General features: G+C 39.2%; 18 protein-coding genes. 14 read left to right on the top strand and 4 right to left on the bottom strand.

The window, feature by feature from the left end; genetic code table 11:
* Nucleotides 1-32 precede the first annotated feature (32 nt).
* The 3 genes from WG905_RS07050 to WG905_RS07040 are packed head-to-tail and all read left to right on the top strand — an operon-like array spanning nucleotide 33 to nucleotide 3,103.
* Nucleotides 33-830 (top strand): HipA family kinase, encoded by a 798-nt coding sequence (locus tag WG905_RS07050; protein WP_339591002.1) that lies wholly within the window; start codon nucleotides 33-35, stop codon nucleotides 828-830.
* Nucleotides 796-1,191, top strand: a complete 396-nt coding sequence (locus WG905_RS07045; protein WP_339591001.1) for a DUF3037 domain-containing protein — start codon at nucleotides 796-798, stop codon at nucleotides 1,189-1,191. Before WG905_RS07050 ends, WG905_RS07045 begins: the two co-directional genes overlap by 35 nt.
* A gap of 7 nt (nucleotides 1,192-1,198) precedes the next feature.
* Nucleotides 1,199-3,103, top strand: a complete 1,905-nt coding sequence (locus WG905_RS07040; protein ID WP_339591000.1) for an AAA domain-containing protein — start codon at nucleotides 1,199-1,201, stop codon at nucleotides 3,101-3,103.
* A 60-nt stretch (nucleotides 3,104-3,163) separates the two neighbouring features.
* Here WG905_RS07040 and WG905_RS07035 read toward each other — a convergent pair whose 3' ends face one another.
* The 3 genes from WG905_RS07035 to WG905_RS07025 all read right to left on the bottom strand — a co-directional run bounded on the left by WG905_RS07035 (nucleotide 3,164) and on the right by WG905_RS07025 (nucleotide 7,410).
* A complete protein-coding gene (locus tag WG905_RS07035) occupies nucleotides 3,164-4,357 on the bottom strand; it encodes an inositol-3-phosphate synthase (RefSeq protein ID WP_339590999.1) in 1,194 nt (397 codons plus the stop codon).
* A 228-nt stretch (nucleotides 4,358-4,585) separates the two neighbouring features.
* Nucleotides 4,586-6,112 (bottom strand): FAD-dependent oxidoreductase, encoded by a 1,527-nt coding sequence (locus WG905_RS07030; protein WP_339590998.1) that lies wholly within the window; start codon nucleotides 6,110-6,112, stop codon nucleotides 4,586-4,588.
* Nucleotides 6,113-6,180: 68 nt separating this feature from the next.
* Entirely contained in the window at nucleotides 6,181-7,410 is a 1,230-nt protein-coding gene (locus tag WG905_RS07025) for a dicarboxylate/amino acid:cation symporter (protein ID WP_339590997.1), read from the bottom strand.
* Between the two features lie 123 nt (nucleotides 7,411-7,533).
* On the opposite strand from WG905_RS07025, the gene cls reads away from it, so the two are divergent.
* The 6 genes from cls to WG905_RS06995 all read left to right on the top strand — a co-directional run bounded on the left by cls (nucleotide 7,534) and on the right by WG905_RS06995 (nucleotide 13,794).
* Nucleotides 7,534-8,988 carry a cardiolipin synthase gene (gene cls / locus WG905_RS07020; RefSeq protein WP_339590996.1) on the top strand — a complete coding sequence of 485 codons (1,455 nt, stop codon included), beginning with the start codon at nucleotides 7,534-7,536 and terminating at the stop codon, nucleotides 8,986-8,988.
* Between the two features lie 60 nt (nucleotides 8,989-9,048).
* The gene (gene tkt / locus WG905_RS07015) at nucleotides 9,049-11,052 is read left to right on the top strand and encodes a transketolase (protein WP_339590995.1); all 2,004 of its coding nucleotides are present in this window, start codon (nucleotides 9,049-9,051) and stop codon (nucleotides 11,050-11,052) included.
* Nucleotides 11,053-11,065: 13 nt separating this feature from the next.
* The gene (locus tag WG905_RS07010; RefSeq protein WP_339590994.1) at nucleotides 11,066-11,521 is read left to right on the top strand and encodes an RpiB/LacA/LacB family sugar-phosphate isomerase; all 456 of its coding nucleotides are present in this window, start codon (nucleotides 11,066-11,068) and stop codon (nucleotides 11,519-11,521) included.
* On the top strand, nucleotides 11,518-12,123 hold the full coding sequence (locus tag WG905_RS07005) for an HAD family hydrolase (protein ID WP_339590993.1): 606 nt from the start codon (nucleotides 11,518-11,520) through the stop codon (nucleotides 12,121-12,123). Before WG905_RS07010 ends, WG905_RS07005 begins: the two co-directional genes overlap by 4 nt.
* 131 nt (nucleotides 12,124-12,254) lie before the next feature.
* Nucleotides 12,255-13,532 (top strand): NAD(P)/FAD-dependent oxidoreductase, encoded by a 1,278-nt coding sequence (locus WG905_RS07000; protein WP_339590992.1) that lies wholly within the window; start codon nucleotides 12,255-12,257, stop codon nucleotides 13,530-13,532.
* Nucleotides 13,533-13,584: 52 nt separating this feature from the next.
* Nucleotides 13,585-13,794 carry a hypothetical protein gene (locus WG905_RS06995; protein WP_339590991.1) on the top strand — a complete coding sequence of 70 codons (210 nt, stop codon included), beginning with the start codon at nucleotides 13,585-13,587 and terminating at the stop codon, nucleotides 13,792-13,794.
* Between the two features lie 210 nt (nucleotides 13,795-14,004).
* Here the strand turns inward: WG905_RS06995 and WG905_RS06990 are convergent, their stop codons facing one another.
* Complete coding sequence (locus WG905_RS06990; protein WP_339590990.1) at nucleotides 14,005-14,712, bottom strand: DUF4397 domain-containing protein; 708 nt, start codon at nucleotides 14,710-14,712, stop codon at nucleotides 14,005-14,007.
* Between the two features lie 214 nt (nucleotides 14,713-14,926).
* On the opposite strand from WG905_RS06990, the gene WG905_RS06985 reads away from it, so the two are divergent.
* The 5 genes from WG905_RS06985 to WG905_RS06965 all read left to right on the top strand — a co-directional run bounded on the left by WG905_RS06985 (nucleotide 14,927) and on the right by WG905_RS06965 (nucleotide 20,015).
* Nucleotides 14,927-15,490 carry an RNA polymerase sigma factor gene (locus WG905_RS06985; RefSeq protein ID WP_339590989.1) on the top strand — a complete coding sequence of 188 codons (564 nt, stop codon included), beginning with the start codon at nucleotides 14,927-14,929 and terminating at the stop codon, nucleotides 15,488-15,490.
* Nucleotides 15,474-16,691 carry a hypothetical protein gene (locus tag WG905_RS06980; RefSeq protein ID WP_339590988.1) on the top strand — a complete coding sequence of 406 codons (1,218 nt, stop codon included), beginning with the start codon at nucleotides 15,474-15,476 and terminating at the stop codon, nucleotides 16,689-16,691. The genes WG905_RS06985 and WG905_RS06980 overlap by 17 nt, the downstream gene beginning before the upstream one ends.
* Nucleotides 16,692-16,812: 121 nt before the next feature.
* Nucleotides 16,813-17,433: a TetR/AcrR family transcriptional regulator gene (locus tag WG905_RS06975; RefSeq protein WP_339590987.1), complete on the top strand. Its 621-nt coding sequence runs from the start codon at nucleotides 16,813-16,815 to the stop codon at nucleotides 17,431-17,433.
* A 258-nt stretch (nucleotides 17,434-17,691) separates the two neighbouring features.
* Nucleotides 17,692-18,897, top strand: a complete 1,206-nt coding sequence (gene spt, locus WG905_RS06970) for a serine palmitoyltransferase (protein WP_339590986.1) — start codon at nucleotides 17,692-17,694, stop codon at nucleotides 18,895-18,897.
* Complete coding sequence (locus WG905_RS06965) at nucleotides 18,894-20,015, top strand: hypothetical protein (protein WP_339590985.1); 1,122 nt, start codon at nucleotides 18,894-18,896, stop codon at nucleotides 20,013-20,015. Before spt ends, WG905_RS06965 begins: the two co-directional genes overlap by 4 nt.
* The last annotated feature ends 9 nt before the right edge of the window (nucleotides 20,016-20,024 follow it).

Genomic DNA, 20,024 nt, shown 5'->3' with positions numbered 1-20,024 from the left:
CCATAAAAATGATTTAGAAACAAGCAAAAATAATGAAGAATGTGTTCCCTGAAATTCGGACAGTAAATGTCATCAGGTATGTTACTCCTTTACGTGAAGGGGGGTCCATGCCTGCCATTGCTGAAGCCGATGATGAGTTTTTATATGTACTAAAATTTAGAGGTGCCGGACAGGGGCCACGTGCCTTGATCGCCGAACTTATTGGTGGCGAAATAGCCCGTAAACTTGGTCTCCGTATTCCGGAATTAGTATTCGCAAATCTGGACGAAGCTTTTGGCCGTACAGAAGCCGATGAGGAAATTCAGGACCTGCTCAAATTTAGTGTTGGTTTAAATCTGGCTCTACATTACCTTTCAGGCGCAATCACCTATGACCCAACAGTGACGACAGTAGAACCAAAACTGGCATCAGAAATTGTTTGGCTCGATTGTTTACTCACCAATATGGACAGAACAGCCCGTAATACCAATATGTTGATGTGGCATCAGCAGCTATGGCTGATTGATCATGGTGCCGCTCTTTATTTTCACCACTCCTGGCAAAATTGGGAAGAACAGGCTAAAAAACCATTTTCTCTGATTAAAGATCATGTTTTGCTAGGCCAGGCAACAGAACTGGAAGTCGTAAATAAGGAATATACAGCTATTTTAACACCAGATTTCATTCAATCTGTGGTAGCCTTAATTCCAGATGTATGGTTAACTGGTGAAACTCAGTTTGAAACTCCGGAAGAACATAGGCAGGCCTACGCTTATTTTTTAAATACAAGGATCGCAAATTCACAAATTTTCGTTAATGAAGCACAAAATGCAAGAGCAATTCTTATATGAGTACGCACTCGTTCGTGTGGTGCCTAGGGTAGAACGCGAAGAATTCCTCAATGTCGGTGTCATTCTTTATTGTGCAAAACAGAAATTCTTAAAGTTGATATATATCATTGAACCATCAAGGCTGCATGCTTTATGCCCGAAGCTGGATCTTAACGAGCTGGAATCACATCTGCAGGCGCTGGATAAAATTTGTGCAGGCGGAAAAGATAGTGGGCCTATCGGAAGCTTAGACCTCCCATCAAGGTTCCGCTGGCTTACCGCTACCCGCAGTACCATTGTACAAACCTCTAAAGTACATCCTGGTTTTTGTACAGATGCTACAGCTACCCTGGAAAAACTATATCAAACCATGGTTCTTTAAATTGAAGATGAATTATTTTGACCAATTGTCTTCCCTGTTGCAATTAGAACAGGAAGAAGACCTGAAATCCTTTAAGCGTTTAACAGAAAGCTCCACTGTTGCTGAAAGAAGAAGTACTGGGCTTACATGGTATCCAATTGCTATAAAAGGATCAGAAATGAGTAGGGGCGACTACCTAACGGTTGAAGTTGAAAGAACTTCAGCTATAGATATCCCACATCAATTCAGGTTTGGTATGCCGGCCGCCTTGTTTTCTCAACATCATCCCCAGGATCGTAGCGAAGGAATTATCAACTTTATCAGCGGTAATCGACTTAAAATCACTTTAAAAACAGATGAATTGCCTGAGTGGTCTGGCGCTGGAAAATTAGGAATTGATCTCCTGTTCGATAACAACAGTTACGATGAAATGAAGAAAGCCATCCGGCTTGCATCAACTGCTGATGAAAATTCTCCGTCTTTGCCTTTGATTAAAATTCTGACAGGTGAGAAAAAGGTAACCTTCCGAACTGACATCAAGCAATTTATTAATTCTAAATTGAATTCTTCGCAGCAGAACGCTGTACATCAAATCCTTACTGCAAATGAACTAGCAATAGTCCATGGCCCTCCCGGCACTGGTAAAACGACCACACTTGTACAAGCCATTAAAGCTATAATTAACCAGGAGGGTCAACAGTTACTGGTTGTGGCACCAAGCAATACGGCAGTAGATTTGTTGACAGAGAAATTAGCTGAGGAGGGTCTAAATGTACTGCGGATTGGTAATCCTGCCAGGGTATCTGATCAGTTAATGGCTTTGACTTTCGACAGCAAAATGGCTGAGCACAAGGACATGAAACAAATCAAGGCATTGAAAAAGCAAGCTAATCTCTATAAAAGCATGGCTCATCAATATAAGCGGAATTTTGGGAAAGCTGAAAAAGAGCAACGGAAACAGCTGTTTGAAGAGGCCTACCAGATATTAAAGGAAGTAGAAAAAACAGAGAAATACATTAGTGACCAGGTTTTAGGCGATGCGCAGGTCATCACAGCAACCCTGGTTGGTTCAAATCATTTTACCTTAAGAAATATTAAATTTCATACCGTAGTTATAGATGAAGCAGGACAAGCGTTGGAACCCGCATGCTGGATACCATTGTTGAAAGCACAGAAAGTAGTTTTTGCGGGAGATCATTGTCAGCTACCTCCAACAATTAAGTCCGCTGAAGCAGCGAAAGGCGGTCTCAGCACAACTTTATTTGAGAAATGTGTTGCATTACATCCAAACGCAGTGGTGCTCTTAGAAGAGCAATATCGCATGAACAGTGCCATTATGGCTTACCCATCCTCAGTTTTTTACCACAACAGGCTACAAGCTCATTCCACAGTTGCAGATCATTTGTTGTATGCAGGTGATGCAGCGTTAACTTTTATTGACACAGCAGGCTGTGGCTTTGATGAAAAAATGGATGGTACAAGTGCTACAAATCCAGAAGAAGCTGTGTTTCTGCTCAAACATCTGACTCAAACCGTGACTACCTTACAAAGCCATTATGCGCCTGAAGATTTCCCAAGTATTGCTGTGATTTCGCCTTACAAACAACAAGTTCAAATCCTGAAAGATTTACTGCAATATAGCCCCGAATTGGCAGCCTTGACAGCTAAACTGACAATAAATACCATCGACAGCTTCCAGGGACAAGAGAGAGAAATGGTTTATATCAGTTTAACGAGAAGCAATAATGAAGGAATAATTGGTTTTCTTTCAGACATCCGACGAATGAACGTAGCCATGACCAGGGCCAGAAAGAAATTAGTGGTGATCGGTGACAGCGCTACACTCTCGAGGCTTCCCTTTTATAATGATTTTATAAATTATGCTGAACAAATTAATTCCTATCAAAGTGCATGGGAATTTATAGAAACATGATCAGCACAAAGGCCGTTCATTTTATCAATGAACGGCCTTATCAATAAAGTATATGCTTAATTATTTTTTCAATTGTTTTCTGGTTGATTCAGTCAATTCACGGTTAGCCAAAGCATGACATTCTAAAATTGCATCGCTAAACATCATTTGTTGAGGAGGTGTTTTCTGCGTAGAAGCTGAAGGACCTCTCAAAGCACCTACTAAACCTAGTTCTCTAGCAACGTAAACATACCTGATGGCATCGATTACAACCCCTGCAGAGTTTGGTGAATCCTGAACGGATAGCTGTGCATCAAATATTACAGGGGCACCCATAAAGCCTTCCAATTCTAAGCGGAAGTTGGCCACTTTATTGTCGCCATAAAAAGGAATATATTCAGAAGGGCCTGCATGTAAAAAGCTGTTCTCAGTTGAAATATTTCTGATATCATTCTGAGCTCTGATCACATTCTCTTTAGAGATTTTTTTAGATTTCAAACGATTTTTATCTTCCATATTCAGGAAATCGGTATTACCACCAACATTTCTTTGAATATGTGCTTTTACATGGTGTCCACGTTCAAAAGCAAGCTCCTGAAGCATTTGAGAAACAATACTAGCACCAAACTGGCTGCGCATATCGTCACCAATGATCGGGATTCCTGCATTTATAAATTTTTGTTCCCAAACAGGATCAGAAGCAATAAACACCGGAATACAGTTTACCAGGGAAATGCCTAATTCAATACAGATTTCTGCATAAAATTCAGTTGCCACTTGTGAACCAACCGGAAGGTAATTAATCAACACCTCAACCTGATGCGATTTAAGGTGTGATATAATTTCACTTCTTAAGGCATTAACAAGTTCTTTGTCATAAGAAACTGTTTGTTTTAAAAGATCCGTATTGATTAACTCCTCTTTAATAACAAAGCGCTCAGATTCAGGATAGGCTTCCATCAATGGTGATACACCATCAAGTACAGGCGATCTGTAAATTGGCGCCTCTGTGTGTATCGTATCGTTTAAAACAATCGTACAATTTGGTTTTGCAAAAATAGCCTCTTTTAAAGTTGTGCCAACTTTTCTTTCATCAATTTCAAACCCGCAAACAAATTCTATATTCTTAGCCCTATACCCACCAATATCATCAGTCATCAAGCCTGATTTTTGCTCATTGTTTTTCGTATAATATTCTACACCTTGTACCAGTGAACTAGCGCAATTTCCTACGCCTAAAATTGCTACTCTGATCTTATTTTCCGGGTTATGCATTATTTGCTGTTAATGTTAATTTAGTTAATTAGTATTCTATTTAAAGTGCGCAAAAATATTGAATCTGATCTTATTTTTCAGGGCGATCTTGCAAAACACGGCTTTTAAAGTGATTTTTAGCAAAAGTTTGACAATTCAACAACGAATCTACCCATGACATTAAATTAATATCTACTTAACGCACAGTTATTATTGAGCAACGTACTATTGCTCAATAATGTGGTTTTATTATAAATCACTTATTGGAATCCGGTCAAGGTTTCTTCTCGGCGGACCGGTTAAGACTTCCCCAGTGATGGAATACCTTCCGCCATGACAAGGGCAATCCCAGCTTTTTTCTGCAGGATTGAAATTTACAATACATTTTGCATGCGTACAAACCGGATTTAAAGCTGTTACCACACCATTCATATCCTTGTATATGGCTAGTTTTTCCTCTTTATACTTCACAATTTGTCCTGTACCTGGCATAATTTCCTGTAAAGAATCAATGGCTGAAGCCGACAAGCGGTCTGCAATAAAGTGATAAGCCACATCAGCATTTTCAGTTACAAACTCCTCAAAACCAGCGATAGGCTTAATACGTGAGGGGCTCAGCAATTCAGCATAAGGATTAGTAATACCTAGGATCTGATCAGAGATCATTTTTCCCGCCAGGCTGCCAAATGTCATTCCATTACCATTGTAACCCGTGGCAATATACAATCGATCATCACCTCCGGGTAAAAGTCCGATATAGGGTAGGCCGTCAGCAGAAACATAGAATTGTGCCGACCATTGATAAGCTATGGTAGATACATAATAATATTTCCTGGCGTAAGAAGCCAAATTTTCAAAAGCCTTTTTCGGATCATCATGACCTGTTTTATGATCTTCTCCACCTAAAATCAGGTATTTTTCACCGTTAATTTCATGGGTTCTGAAGTAATGATAAGGCTCCTGCATATCATAAATAAGTGCATCAGGGTAATCTTCGTTTTTTAACTTGATACCCAAAACATAACTTCTGTAGGGTGCGCAACGAAAATCCAACAAGTTAATGCCGGGTGGGAGGTGTGTAGCATAAACCAGGTTGGATGCTTTGAGCGTAGTGAGGTCACTTTCAGCAAAATGAACCCCCTCCTTAAATTCAGTTTTCCTGATGAAAGTATTTTCCAGAATAATGCCACCCGCTTTCACAAATACCTCCGCTAATTGGTAAATGTATTTCAATGGGTGAAACTGAGCCTGTTCACTGTACAAAACAGATAGTTGAAACGGAACCGGGACCTTATTTTCTCTTACTTCAACGGCACTTATTCCTGCTTTTCTTGAAGATGCCAGAATTTCCGTTAACGCTTTGGCCTCCTGATCATTCTCTGCATATAAATAGGCGTCTTTATATTGAAAATCACAATCAATCGAATGTGAATCTATTAAACTTTTAATCATGGAAAGAGTCTCCGTGCCCGCCGCCGCTATAAGTCTGGCGGCATCTTCACCAAAATCCTTCTCTATATCCTTGTAAGAAGCTTCAAAAAAGGTATTAATATGTGCGGTCGTACCCCCGCTAGTGCCGTAGCCCAAATTCTTGGCTTCAGCAAGGATGCACTTTTTCCCAGCTTTTTGAAGCAGGACGGCAGTAGTCAATCCAGTGATGCCTCCGCCTACAATCAATACATCATAAACAGCGTCATCGACCGCTACATTTGCTGGTTGCCAAACTAAGGGCAGGTCCTGCCAAAGACTTTTTGTGTTGCTATCACGTTCTCTCATGTTTCCATAATTTATGAATAGATAACACTTTCCCTTTAGAATGGTTTATAAAAGATACGCCGAGGACATCAACCAGGCAAAACTGCCGCTTTTAACCAGTTTTTACCCTCCGTAAACCTGCTGACCAACATTGCAGATACATTGTCACCCGTAGCATTTAAAAGTGTTGCCATCGGGTCCACTAAGGTGCCAATAATCATTGCAGGAGGTAAAGCTTCAGGTGGAAAACCGTAAGCGGAAATGAATAAAAGCTCACCCACATAACCGCCGTTGGGGATACCACCTTCAACAATACTTACCAGGATAGTCATTCCAAGCGCTAATATAATCACATCCGCACTGTTGAAGCTCATCCCGAACATCGCAAAAACTACTGCCATTTTTACGATAGAAGAAATACTGGAACCATCTTTATGCAAGGTGGCACCCAATGGAATAGTAACATTGGTAATATAATCAGGTACGCCGATTTTTTTGCAGGCATCCATATTAGCTGGAATTGTAGCAATACTGCTGCAAGTACCTACAGCGGTGGCTGAAGGTATAATATTATTGGGCCAGAATCTCTTAAGTCCTTGTTTACCGCCAGCAATAAAGGCATATAAACTAAAAATGAAGATAAAATAAAAAGCACCGACGGCGTAATACAAACCCAGCGACCGGGCATAAGTTCCAAATAACTGGGGCCCGAATACGCCAACCTGGTAAGCAAAATAGGCGCCCAGGCCTATTGGCGCTAATTTCATGATCAGGATAAACACATTTTTAAACACCTCATTACCAGCGTGCAAAAATCTTGCAAACGAAGCGCCTTTTTCGCCTGAATGCAGCGTGGCAAAGCCAATCAGCACCGAAAAAATGATCATCGCCAGCATGCTCTTCCGGGATAGCAATTCATAAAACTCTCCCGTGGTGATCATCTGCGTAATTTGCTCACCTATTGATTTTTTCTCTATAGTCTCCGTTAATTTAATGACCTGAATATTTTCATGGATGGGAAACAGGTGTACGGCAACTATGGTGATACAAGCAGCTATGATAATAGTGCTTAAAAAAACAACAGACATAATGCCCATCATTTTACCCAACTGGTTGGAAGATTTTAAACTGGCAATGGCGGAGGATATTGCAAAAAAAACGAGTGGGATGACCGCTGTAAAGAGCAGGTTTAAAAAGATATCACCAATGGGCTTCAATACCTCTACTTCTTTACCGAAAATTAAGCCTGCTATACTACCTGCAATGATCCCAATCAGTAATAAAATGATACCCCTGTAGTTTTTAAAGAACGTTTTCATGTATATGTTTTTTGCTTTGTATAGGTAATGATCGATCGTCAGCCTGTGACAGTTTCCTCAATTAATATCTTTATATAAATGTGAAAGATATTGCTAATTTTAAAATCAACAAAATTATATTAAATGAATTGGATTTTACTTGCTGAACTTATTTACATTCTTATTGTAATTGCCGTCTGCATCCGCATTGTATATGATACGAATAATACCAGCAAAACATTATCCTACCTGCTGTTAACTGTGTTTCTGCCTTTTGGAGGGATGATTATATATTTCTCAATAGGTACAAATTATAGAAAACGTAAATTGTATACAAAAAAACTGATTAAAGACGAAAAGCGGCTTAAAGAGCTCACCGTTAGAATCCATGAGCAGTCTGAAAGTGTGATGTCACAAAAAAAACCTGAGGTAAAAAAATTTAAAAGGTTAGCCAAGCTTTTATTAAATGGCAGTTTGAGCAGGTTGTCGGACCACAACAAGGTGGAGTTGTTATTGAATGGGGAAGAGAAGTTCCCGGAAGTAATAAGGGAATTAAAGGCGGCTAAACAACATATTCATATGGAATATTACATATTTGATGATGATGTTATTGGTCAGCAGATTGCTGCAGTTTTAATTGAAAAAGCACAGGAAGGGGTAGATGTTCGTTTCATTTATGATGATTTTGGTAGCCGCTCCATCAGGAAAAAACTGGTTCCGGAGATGGAAAAGGCAGGTGTTAAATGTGCACCATTTTATAAAGTCTTATTTATAAAGTTAGCCAACAGAATCAATTACCGAAATCACCGTAAGATTATAATTATTGATGGATATATTGCGTTTACAGGGGGTATTAATGTAAATGACCGCTATATTAACCATCCCGATGAACCCGATCAGTTATACTGGCGGGATACGCATGTTAAAATTACCGGTGAAGGTGTATATTACCTTCAGTTTTTATTTATTAATGATTGGAATTTTTGCTCGGACGATGATCTGGTGGTGGAGAGAGACTATTTCGGCACTGCTGAAGCTACCGATGACGTAGGTGCGGTCGTACAGATTGCAGCAAGTGGACCAGACTCCGACAATCCAACCATTCTTTATTCATTTTTAGGTGCAATAGGTATGGCAGAAGAGGAGGTTTTAATTACCACCCCTTATTTTATTCCAGGCCCTAGTTTAATTGATGAATTGACTGTTGCAGCTTTAAGTGGGGTAAAGGTTAAACTATTAGTTCCAGACAAATCCGATTCCTTTACTGTAGATGCAGCAGCCCGCTCTTATTACGGTGATCTTTTATCAGCAGGGGTGGAGATTTACTTTTACAAGAAAGGCTTTATTCATGCAAAAACAGTGGTCTCAGATTCCCAGCTGTCTATCATTGGTACTGCCAATATGGATCACAGAAGTTTTGATCTCAATTTTGAGGTAAATACCATAATTTATGATGCCAGCTTCGCATTGCAGCTACGGGATGTTTTTTACGAAGATTTAAAGAATGCTCAGAAAATTGATGCTGCAGAATGGTTTAAGCGACCATTATACAAACAATTTCCAGAAAAAGTGGCCCGCCTGTTATCACATCTCATGTAAGATTTTCAAAACTGTTTAAGATTGGAAACGTTACCTATTAACGTAATAATCAAACAGATAATGGAATATAACAGGGAACTAGAGGAACTTGCCATTAATACAGTAAGGGTATTAGCTGTGGATGCAGTTCAAAAAGCAAATTCCGGACATCCTGGAATGCCAATGGGGGCAGCACCGATGGCGCATGTGCTGTATACAAAATTCATGAACTACAATCCTAAAGATTCACATTGGCCCAACCGTGATCGTTTTATCTTATCCGCGGGGCATGGCTGTATGTTGCAATATAGCTTACTGCACCTTACAGGTTATAACCTGACGATGGATGATTTAAAAAACTTCAGGCAATTACACAGCAAAACAGCAGGGCACCCTGAATATGGCCTAACGGATGGCATTGATGTCACTACGGGTCCATTAGGGCAAGGTTTTGCTAACAGCGTTGGCTTTGCTATTGGTCAGAAGCACCTGGCAACCAGGTTTAACAAGCCAGGTTTTGAGCTGTTTAATTATAAAGTTTATGTGATTTGCAGTGACGGAGACATGATGGAGGGCGTATCTGCTGAAGCTGCTTCCCTGGCAGGGCACCTTGAATTGGGTAACCTCATTTGTCTTTATGACGACAACCACATTTCCATTGAAGGAAGCACTGACATTGCTTTCAATGAAGATGTAGCCATGCGTTTTAGGGCCTATGGCTGGCATGTACAAGTGGTTGAGGATGGCAATGATATCAATGCCATTGAAATTGCGGTAAGGAATGCAAAGGCAGAAACCCAAAAACCCTCCTTCATCAAAGTACGGACTCAAATTGCCTATGGGAGCCCTAACAAAGTGAATACGGCCGGATCCCACGGATCACCACTTGGCGAGAAAGAAGTAACCCTGGTTAAAAAGTTCTTTGGTTTTGACACCGAAAAATTCTTTGAGGTACCTAAAGAAGTATTGAGTTTTTACCGGAATATAGGTGAAAAAGGAACAACGGTAGCGGAAAAATGGAATACCCTTTTCAAAGCATACAAAGAGAAATTTCCGGATCTTGGCAAAGCTTATGAACAGGCCTTAACAGATACACTGGCTGATGGCTGGCAGGCAAAATTACCCGTTTTTGAAGCTACAGAAAAAATGGCTACCCGCCAGGCCTCAGGGAAAGTATTAAATGCAATCGCTGAATTTATTCCTGGTTTAATTGGTGGCTCGGCAGATCTTGCTCCATCAACGGACACTAATTTAAATGAGTTTGCTTCCTTTACTTCCGAAAAAAGAGAGGGTCGTAATTTTCACTTTGGCGTCAGGGAACATGGGATGGGTGCTGTATTAAACGGCATGGCGTTAACAAAAGGGATTGTTCCCTATGGTGCCACTTTTTTAATTTTTTCTGAATACATGCGCCCGCCGATAAGGCTGGCGGCAATTATGAAAATTAAACCCATATTTGTTTATACACATGATAGTATAGGCCTTGGAGAAGATGGAACCACACACCAACCGATAGAGCAACTCATTTCGTTACGAGCTATTCCGAATATTACACTGATCAGGCCCGCAGATGCTAATGAAACCAGTCATGCCTGGCGGGTGGCACTAGAACATCAGGGCGGTCCGGTTGTGCTGGTATTAACCAGACAAGCTTTACCAGTGATAGACCAGAAAAAATACACCCCAGCAGCAGCATTGGAGAAGGGAGCCTATATCCTGTCTGATGCTGAAAATCCGCAGTTAATTTTAATAGGTACAGGTTCTGAACTTAGTCTGGTGTTGGCGGCACAAAGTGAACTCAGGGAACAGGGTACCTCTGCACGGGTTGTCAGCATGCCTTCCTGGGAACTATTTGAAAAACAAGACCAAGAATATAAAGAGCATGTTTTTCCGCCAGGATTAAAAAAAAGATTGGCTGTAGAGGCGGCATCTGCATTGGGCTGGCATAAATACATTACAGATGAGGGGGATATGATTGCCATGTCTGGTTATGGGGAGTCAGCACCTGCTGCAGACCTATATAAAGAATTCGGTTTTACGGTGGAACATGTTGTAGAAAGAGCTAAAGCACTGATCAGTAAATAACATACCTATACAAATGAAACAGATGAAACTGGGAATCGCTGCAGACCATGGTGGATTTGAACTCAAGGAGGTTCTGCTGGCCTATTTAAAAACGTTGAACTATGATGTGAAAGATTTTGGCGCTTTTGTTATGGACAAAACCGACGACTATCCCGACTTTATCATACCCTTGGCCAAAGCCATTCAGGAAAAGAAAATTGACCGGGCAATTGCTGTTTGCGGGAGTGGGGTTGGGGCATCGGTGGTTGCCAACAAAATTCCTGGTGTAAGAGCAGCATTGATCACAGAACATTTCTCTGCACACCAGGGGGTGGAGGACGATGATCTGAATATGATATGTTTGGGTGGAAGAATTACCGGATTAAACTCAGCGCAAGAGTTGGTGAAAGCCTTTCTGGAAGCTGATTTTTCTAACGAAGAAAGACATGTTCGAAGGCTTAAAAAGATTAGTGCTTTGGAAAACATATGAAAGACACAGACCTACGAATCCTTTTCTTTGACATCGGTGGTATCCTGCTTACCAATGGTTGGGGCCATGAGTCGAGAATTTTAGCTTCAGAAAAGTTTGATTTAGACTATAATGAAGTGAACTCCCTTCACAATTTTATATTTAATATTTATGAGATAGGTAAAATCAGCCTTGATGAATACCTTGACCTCGTGATATTTAACCATCCAAGGGAATTCAGCAGAGATGAATTTAAGAATTTTATGTACGCACAATCAGCCGAGCTTCCACAAATGCTGCAATGGCTCAAAAACTGGAAAAGAGATTGTAAATTCAGAATCATATCGATCAATAATGAAGGCAAAGAACTAAATGAGTATAGGATTAAGAAGTTTCATTTACATGAGTGTTTTGATGCCTTTATATCTTCCTGTGAGGTAAAAATGCGGAAACCTGACCCAGGTATATTTAGACTGGCCTTAGGCATCGCCCAGGCTGCTCCTGAACAATGTATTTATTTCGATGACAGGATCATGTTTGTTAACCTGGCACAAGGCCTTGGAATCAAATCTTTCCAACATATTAGTTTTGAAAACACAAAAAGTATCCTGGAAAGCTTATAGTTCGAATATTTTTGCGGATTTTTGCAGTTGAACGCATAAGTGTAAAAAACACACTTAGCAGGTTATAGGTTGTATCAAATGAAATAAAACCGTTTTTCCTGAAAAGCGTATGGACATGCGAAATAAAAAATATGTTGACTACGAAAAAAACTATTGTAATTATTGGAGGGGGATTTGCAGGCGTAAATTTAGTTAATCAATTAAATGACGATGCTGCTTATTCAGTCATTCTTGTTGATAAAAACAATTACAATTTCTTCCCTCCCTTATTATACCAGGTAGCTACTGGTTATTTGGAAACTTCAAATATCAGTTATCCTTTTAGAAAGCTTTTCAGGGGTAAAAAGAACTTTACTTTTAGAATGGGTATTGTTGAAAGCATTAATCAGGAAGAGAACAAAGTTATCTTAGATAATGGGGAATTGGAATATGATTACCTGGTGATTGCAACAGGCACAGAAACCAATTACTTCGGTATGGAAAATGTGAAAGCAAATTCGGTTCCGATGAAAACTGTGTCTGATGCCTTATACATGCGAAATACCATGCTGGCCAAACTGGAAAAAGCATCCCGGGAAAAGGATCCGGCAAAAAGAAAGAAAATGCTTACCGTTGTTGTTGCAGGAGGCGGGCCAACGGGTGTTGAAATTTCAGGGATGTTTGCGGAAATGAAGAAAACCGTGATACCCAGTGATTATCCTGAATTGATTGGCACCAACGCAGAAATTTATCTTGTGGACGGAGTGAAGACTGTTTTAGCGCCAATGAGTGAAAAGTCACAGCAGTATACTCATGATATGCTTACCAAATTGGGTGTTAAGATTCACCTGAATAGCCTGGTAAAAGATTATGTTGATGATACTGTTTACTTTGCAGATGGAAAAGTCATAGAGGCAAGTACACTTATTTGGGCGGCTGGAGTTACGTCAATGGTTTTTGAAGGGATTGAAAAAGAAAGTTATGGCCGTGGCAAGCGGATGCTGGTCAATGAACATAACCTGGTATTAAACACCAAAAACATATATGCTTTAGGAGACACCTGCCTGCAAACCACTGATAAAAATTTTCCTGATGGTCATCCACAGGTTGCCCAGGTAGCTATACAACAGGCTAAAAACTTAGGTAAGAACTTTAAGCGCATGGTTGATGGAAAAGCACTTGAGGCATTCGCCTATATTGATAAGGGATCAATGGCAATTATTGGTCGTAATAAAGCGGTAGCCGATCTTCCTAGTCCTAAAGTACATTTCAACGGATTTATTGCCTGGGTAGCTTGGTTAGTAATACACCTGATCTCCTTAATTGCCCGTGGAAATAAAGTCAAAACATTATATAATTGGACAACCTCCTATTTCACAAAAGATCAGTCATTGAGGTTTTTGATTAAACCGGTGGAGAAAGATAATTAAGTTTCATAGAAAACTTAACAATAATTTGATATTCTATTCACATATTTGTAAAATGTTTATATATATTCTAGCGGCGGTTTTTTACATTGCTGCATTCATTGCTGCATGTAAAATGGAAACACCTGTTAAAGGGCTGTTATTTATGATAGCTATAGCTGGTGTGAGCGGACTATTATATTTATTCATCAACTTCCCGGGAACTTCCGGTTTATCAGTAGCCCTAATGCTGGGTGCTTTTATACTGAAACAGGGGAGGCGATAACCAAAAATTTCCTAATAAAAAGGGCCGGATCATTTTGAATGATCCGGCCCTTTTTATTTAAGTTGCCTTTCGCTAATTTGATTATCGGCTCATTATTGTTTGACCGCTGATGAATCATTGCGAGGGCATTGGCAGGGCTTTGGTAGGGCTACCAGCCCTTGTTAAACCCTAGCAAGGCCCTAGCAACCCCCTACCAACGCCCTGGTAACTTTAATGTTCCGTTACCTGGATAGATAACTTATGCGCATCAGTAGTCGTTGTTTCTAAACCTTTAGCCCAGATGGTATAGATCTTTCCTTTATCAAGAGTAACATCTTTAAGTGTGGCTTTCACTGTGTTGGTTGCTTTATCTTTCAAAATTAATTCCGCTTTTGCAGCAACAACTGGTTTAAAAGGTGTAGCCTTTTTATAAGCCTGGTCATTAAAAGTAGTGGTGTCGCCTACAACTTCAAGGCTCAGGGCAGCAGCATCCGGAGATAGATTTACAAAGCGCACATTTACTTTTTCAGTGGTTGGCACAAATACATCCTTTAAAAGCAGGAAGTCTAAATCTGCAGCTGTTTTACCGATAACATATAAAGATTGATAGAATCCACCCTCTAAAATTACAGGTTTTGTTAGTAAGCTTGTTAAACTTCCCGCTGTGGTAATGTTCACAGAACGAGAACCTTCGTAAGCCTCAAAATAATTGATTTTTTGTCCGAATGCAATTCCTGTATTATTGACCTTGGTACCTCCCATATAAAAATCCAGCGGATTGGTGTCAGGATAAGCGTTAACAACAGTTAATGCTGCAATTGCGGGCCTGGTATCATCAATATCATTTTTACAGGAATTAAAAAATACGGCTGCACCAATTAAGGCTGCGAATAAAGATGATTTTTTTGACAATGAATTAAGGCTTGTAAATGTTTTCATATAAAATAATTGATTAATGTTTTTATAGGTAAAACGGGGGTGCCATCTTAAACGCTACAGTTTTCATTGAAAAGTTTTAGCTCCGTCCCTCATCACCTGTCAAAATAAATATATTGTTGAAAAAGATGATACTTTTGTAGCACTTAAAGGAGATCACCCGTTTGCATACATAATGGAGGTTAAGGCTCAAGGAAGCATAAAAAAAACTAATCTGTTGTTTCAGGATATTATTGACGCACTTATAGCTCATGATCATCGTATTCAGGAACGTATATATACTCACTATTGGGGATACCTGATGGGTGTGGCCAGCCGGTACATTAAAGATCGCAATGCAGCTAAAGAGGTTGTGAACGATAGCTTTGTGAAAGCTTTTAAGCGCATGTATGACTTTAAACGGCCCCATGATATTGAAGAGTTTCAGAAAACCTTTAAGTCCTGGTTAGCGAAAATAACTGTCCGAACAGCGCTTGATAAAATCCGTATTAATAAATCGCCATTAAATTTTGTAGATACCTATGAGAACTTATATGTCGATCATGTAGAAATCAATAATAAACTTCATGTCGATGACATCCTGAAACTGTTGTACCATTTACCCGATTTACATAGAATGGTCTTCAATATGTATGAAATTGAAGGATTCAACCATGAAGAAATATCAAAAATCCTGACCATACCCAGTAGCTCCAGTCGAACCTACCTCACCAGGGCCAAACAAAGACTGCGGGAATTGTATATAAAAACGAATGAAATAGCTAATGAAAACTCCAGATAAAAAAGAACTGATAGACGGAATTTCTGCGCTTTTAAAGGCGCATGAGGAACCTTATGAGCCCGGTTCATGGGAAAACTTTTCTAAGCCAAAAAAGGGAAAGAGACCAGCTGCCATTACCTGGTTAAGCATTGCAGCTGCGATTGCCCTGATCATCACTGCTGTTCCTTTTATTTTAAAAGACAGCAATAATGACGCAATCATTGTAAATAGAAAAAGCATTCCAGAGACAAGTCCTTCAAAAGAAATGCCTACCACGAAAGCAACAGAAATACCTCATGAAGAAGTTAAGCTTATAGCGAAAACGAACAAGGTTGTTAAACAAAGAAACACTGAATTAAAGGGAGAGAATAGAGATTACCAGAATACAAATAATGTCGAGACTGCAACAAACAACCAAATTGCATCTTATAGCGATGGGGGTAATGATATTGATCCGGTAAACGCTAATACATCAAAACCAATACCTGATAAACCAAAACCTGTCATGGAGAATAACTTTATGGAATTCCTTCAAAAGGAGACAAAGGTTGCGCATATAAAAGAAAAGAAAACCTCTAAATGGAATTTTGGGGTCGAGTTGTTACCAACGGTATTGCAAAGCAAGGTTAACTTAGGGGCTGGTATCACCACAGAGTTCAGGTTATCTAAAAGCTTCTCGATCAGCTCAGGAATTGCCTATGTAGCCTTGGACGCCAGTAAAAATCCAGGTTCAAACGCTGGTTTAAACTTAGCTCCAAATTCACCAGCCGCAGGATTAGCAAACTATTCATCCAATAAGAGACTCGTATCCACCGATGCAAATATCAGCGGAATTGACATCCCATTATCTTTGACCTATAATTTAAACAAGAAATTATACACCTCAATAGGAGTTTCCTACTTTAATGTATTAACTGAAAAGAGAAATAACCGTTACATTACTGAGTTAGAAGTATCCAGAACACTTAAAGATCCTGAAACAGGGATAATGGAAACCTTTCAGACAAGGTTAGCCGAAGAGAACGCAGAAGCATCTACTGACGCTCCGTTAGAAGGGAACAGTTACCTTGGCTTTTTCAACCTTTCCATAGGCCACAAGCAAGAAGTATTTAAACAGTATCATATTGTGATTGAGCCTTTTCTCAAAATTCCTGTCGGAAAATTATCTAACGAAGACCTCCAACTCAGCAATGGCGGAGTTAAATTACGGTTCACCTTTTAAGGCTAAGTTATGTTTCTTTAGTGTAAACTTTCGCTACAAACCCACCTTCCGTTATTGGAAAATAATTATTTATGTACTTTTGGACTGGAATTCAATTCTGGTCTAAAATATAAATACAGAGATGGAAAGGGATGAAATTGTAATTACAGAGATTCTTGCCGGTGCTAATAAGCTGTTTGGAAAACATGGCTTAAAAAAGACCACTATGGAGGACATTGCCACTGCCGTTGGGAAAGGAAAGAGTACACTCTATTATTATTTTCCCAGTAAAAAAGAAATCTTTGAGGCTGTTGTAGAGATAGAAATGAAAAATTTGGTTAAAAGACTTAGAAGTGCCGTAAATAGCGCCTATACAGCACAAGCCAAATTAAAAGCATTTCTTAAGGAACAGATTACGGCAATTGTTGATTACCACAATTTAAAAGAAGTCGTTTTTGAAGAGGCAATGGAAAGCTTCAAAATGTTGATTTGTTTAAAAACACGCTATGAGCAAACTCAAATAGACATGATCAGGGAAATCCTGCTAGGAGGAGTGCAGTCAGGAGAGTTTAAAGAACTTTCTATAGCAAAAATGAATAAAATGGCATTTATGATGGTTACTGCTCTTAGAGGATTGCATTATCCGTTAAGTATTGAAAGTACAGAGCTAAAATCTGGCGAGTTTTTTGATAGTCTGGTAGATCTACTTATTGAAGGAATTGGCAACAAAAACCTTAGTAGTCTGGACTTTAAGACCAAATAGGTCTAAAATTCTAATAAGAAAAATAAATAAATTATTGAAAATTAATAATAAAAAGCAGCGGTTAATAGATAATTAAAAGTGTGACAAAAATATTATAGACTAATACCTAAATAAGGTCTATCAATGAATTACTTTTGTTCATCATAAATTAACATTTTATTAATATATTAGATTAAGTTTTAATTTAACCATATGGGTTGAGCTTATTTGCGTAAAATAATATGAAAACCGCTGAAGTAAAAAATATATAATTCAGGCATGCGTAAAAAATTACACGATAGGATTGCATCATTCAAGGAGGCAAATGCAATTAAAGAAAAGGGCCTATATCCTTATTTCCGGGCAATTGAATCGGCTCAGGATACCGAGGTGATTATTGATGGAAAAAAGGTTTTGATGTTCGGATCAAATTCCTATCTGGGACTAACGAATCATCCAAAAATAAAGGAAGCATCCAAAAGTGCAATTGAAAAATACGGTACAGGTTGTGCCGGATCAAGATTTCTAAATGGGACACTGGATATTCATCTTGAATTAGAGAGAAGACTGGCCAGTTTCGTTGGAAAAGAAGCTGCAGTTTTGTTCAGTACTGGATTCCAGGTAAACCTTGGGGTGATTTCATGTTTATTAGACAGAAACGACTACCTGGTACTTGATGAGTATGATCACGCTTCTATAATCGACGGAAGCAGGCTTTCCTTTTCAAGATCAATTAAATACGCACATAATGACATGGAAGACCTGCGCAAGAAATTGAGCAGACTTCCTGAAGATGCTGCAAAGCTTATTGTTGCCGATGGTATTTTTAGTATGGAAGGGGACTTGGTTAAGCTTCCTGAAATGGTAAAAATTGCTGACGAATTCGGTGCAAACATTATGATGGACGATGCACATAGTTTAGGTGTTATTGGCTTCAACGGTTCTGGAACAGCATCTCACTTTGGACTTACGTCGGAAGTTGACCTGATTATGGGAACTTTCAGCAAATCATTAGCCTCTCTTGGCGGTTTTATATCTTCTGATGAGGAAACTATTGAATACATTAAACACAGGGCGCGTTCGTTGATGTTTAGTGCAAGTATGCCTCCTGCGGCTGTAGCTAGTGTTATTGCGGCATTGGATATTATTGAATCTGAGCCGGAGCGAATAGACAAATTATGGGCTAATACCAATTATGCAAAAAAACTACTTTTAGATGCAGGGTTTGACCTTGGAGCTTCAGACAGCCCAATCATTCCTGTATATATCCGGGACAATTTCAAAACGTTCCAAATCACAAACATTCTGCTTAATAATGGTGTGTTTGTAAATCCTGTTGTTTCACCTGCGGTACCTTCAGATTCATCTTTAATAAGATTTTCTTTAATGGCTACACATACCTTCGAACAGATTGAAGAAGCCATCACAAAATTATACGAAGCCTTTAAAGAAGTAGAAATTACGCCAGTTAAGGTTAGTATATGAAACACGTAGTTGCCGTAAATGGCAAAGGGCAATTAGGTAAATTTATTGATTTTCCGCATGAACTGTATAAAGCGGACCCTAACTATGTACCTGAATTATTTATTGCACAAAAGGATATGCTTACTCCTGGTAAGCATCCTTTTTATAAACATTCTACCCTCCAAACTTTCCTGGCCTATGACGGCGATAAGATTATTGGAAGAATTGCAGCCATTCAGAACAACAACCACAACAAAATCAATCAGGTAAATGATGGTTTCTTTGGTTTCTTTGATTGCATCAATGATCAGGAAACAGCCGACTTATTAATAGATACTGCGGCAAAGTGGCTAAAAGAACGGTCGCTTTCGACAATGGTCGGACCGGTAAATTTTTCCACCAATGAAACCTGCGCATTGTTAATAGAGGGCTTTAATGGACCTCCTTTAGCAATGATGCCCTATAATGCTTCTTATTACTTACAACTGCTTGAAAATTCTGGTTTTCATAAAAAAGTGGATTTAAGAGCTTATCGGTTTTCTGCAGGTAACTATAATGATCGATCGGCAAAACTTGTCACAGCATTGCAGGAACGGTTGTCACGAAACAAAATCGTGATCCGTAAGATAAATCTAAAAAACTTTAAACAGGAGGCTGCTGCATTAAGAGAAGTTTATAATAAAGCGTGGGACAAAAACCTTGGTTTTGTACCCATGACGGATGATGAATTTGACTATACGGCAAAAGATCTAAAATTAATTATGGATCCTGACTTTTGTTTAGTTGCCGAACAAGAGGGAAAGATTGTGGGGTTTGGTTTAGCTATTCCAGACATTAACCAGGTGTTGATCAATGTGAAACGAGGAAGACTGTTTCCAACAGGCTGGTATAAATTACTAACCCAACGGAAGAAAATACAGGGCATCCGTATTTTATTGCTTGGTGTTGTGGATGGCTATCGTAAAATGGGTATCGAAGCTTGTTTATATGGCTTGATCATCCAGGCATTTCAAAAGAAGAAAATGACCTATGCGGAGGCATCGTGGACTTTAGATAACAACGATTTAATCAACAAACCGATAGAACAAATTGGAGGGGAATTGTATAGGAAATATAGAATATTAGAAAAATCTATATAAAATGAATAT

The organism is Pedobacter immunditicola (assembly GCF_037482985.1).
GTDB lineage: Bacteria > Bacteroidota > Bacteroidia > Sphingobacteriales > Sphingobacteriaceae > Pedobacter > Pedobacter immunditicola.
This window is presented reverse-complemented; position numbering and strand designations above follow the sequence as displayed.

Coding starts and splice junctions, on each gene's coding strand:
- WG905_RS06980 (WP_339590988.1), top strand. CDS start 15,474: ATGAAAACTCCAGATAAAAAAGAACTGATAGACGGAATTTCTGCGCTT.
- WG905_RS07050 (WP_339591002.1), top strand. CDS start 33: ATGAAGAATGTGTTCCCTGAAATTCGGACAGTAAATGTCATCAGGTAT.
- WG905_RS07030 (WP_339590998.1), bottom strand. CDS start 6,112: ATGAGAGAACGTGATAGCAACACAAAAAGTCTTTGGCAGGACCTGCCC.
- WG905_RS07045 (WP_339591001.1), top strand. CDS start 796: ATGAAGCACAAAATGCAAGAGCAATTCTTATATGAGTACGCACTCGTT.
- WG905_RS06965 (WP_339590985.1), top strand. CDS start 18,894: ATGAAACACGTAGTTGCCGTAAATGGCAAAGGGCAATTAGGTAAATTT.
- WG905_RS07040 (WP_339591000.1), top strand. CDS start 1,199: ATGAATTATTTTGACCAATTGTCTTCCCTGTTGCAATTAGAACAGGAA.
- WG905_RS07000 (WP_339590992.1), top strand. CDS start 12,255: ATGTTGACTACGAAAAAAACTATTGTAATTATTGGAGGGGGATTTGCA.
- WG905_RS07005 (WP_339590993.1), top strand. CDS start 11,518: ATGAAAGACACAGACCTACGAATCCTTTTCTTTGACATCGGTGGTATC.
- WG905_RS06975 (WP_339590987.1), top strand. CDS start 16,813: ATGGAAAGGGATGAAATTGTAATTACAGAGATTCTTGCCGGTGCTAAT.
- spt (WP_339590986.1), top strand. CDS start 17,692: ATGCGTAAAAAATTACACGATAGGATTGCATCATTCAAGGAGGCAAAT.
- WG905_RS07010 (WP_339590994.1), top strand. CDS start 11,066: ATGAAACAGATGAAACTGGGAATCGCTGCAGACCATGGTGGATTTGAA.
- WG905_RS06995 (WP_339590991.1), top strand. CDS start 13,585: ATGTTTATATATATTCTAGCGGCGGTTTTTTACATTGCTGCATTCATT.
- WG905_RS07025 (WP_339590997.1), bottom strand. CDS start 7,410: ATGAAAACGTTCTTTAAAAACTACAGGGGTATCATTTTATTACTGATT.
- tkt (WP_339590995.1), top strand. CDS start 9,049: ATGGAATATAACAGGGAACTAGAGGAACTTGCCATTAATACAGTAAGG.
- WG905_RS07035 (WP_339590999.1), bottom strand. CDS start 4,357: ATGCATAACCCGGAAAATAAGATCAGAGTAGCAATTTTAGGCGTAGGA.
- cls (WP_339590996.1), top strand. CDS start 7,534: ATGAATTGGATTTTACTTGCTGAACTTATTTACATTCTTATTGTAATT.
- WG905_RS06990 (WP_339590990.1), bottom strand. CDS start 14,712: ATGAAAACATTTACAAGCCTTAATTCATTGTCAAAAAAATCATCTTTA.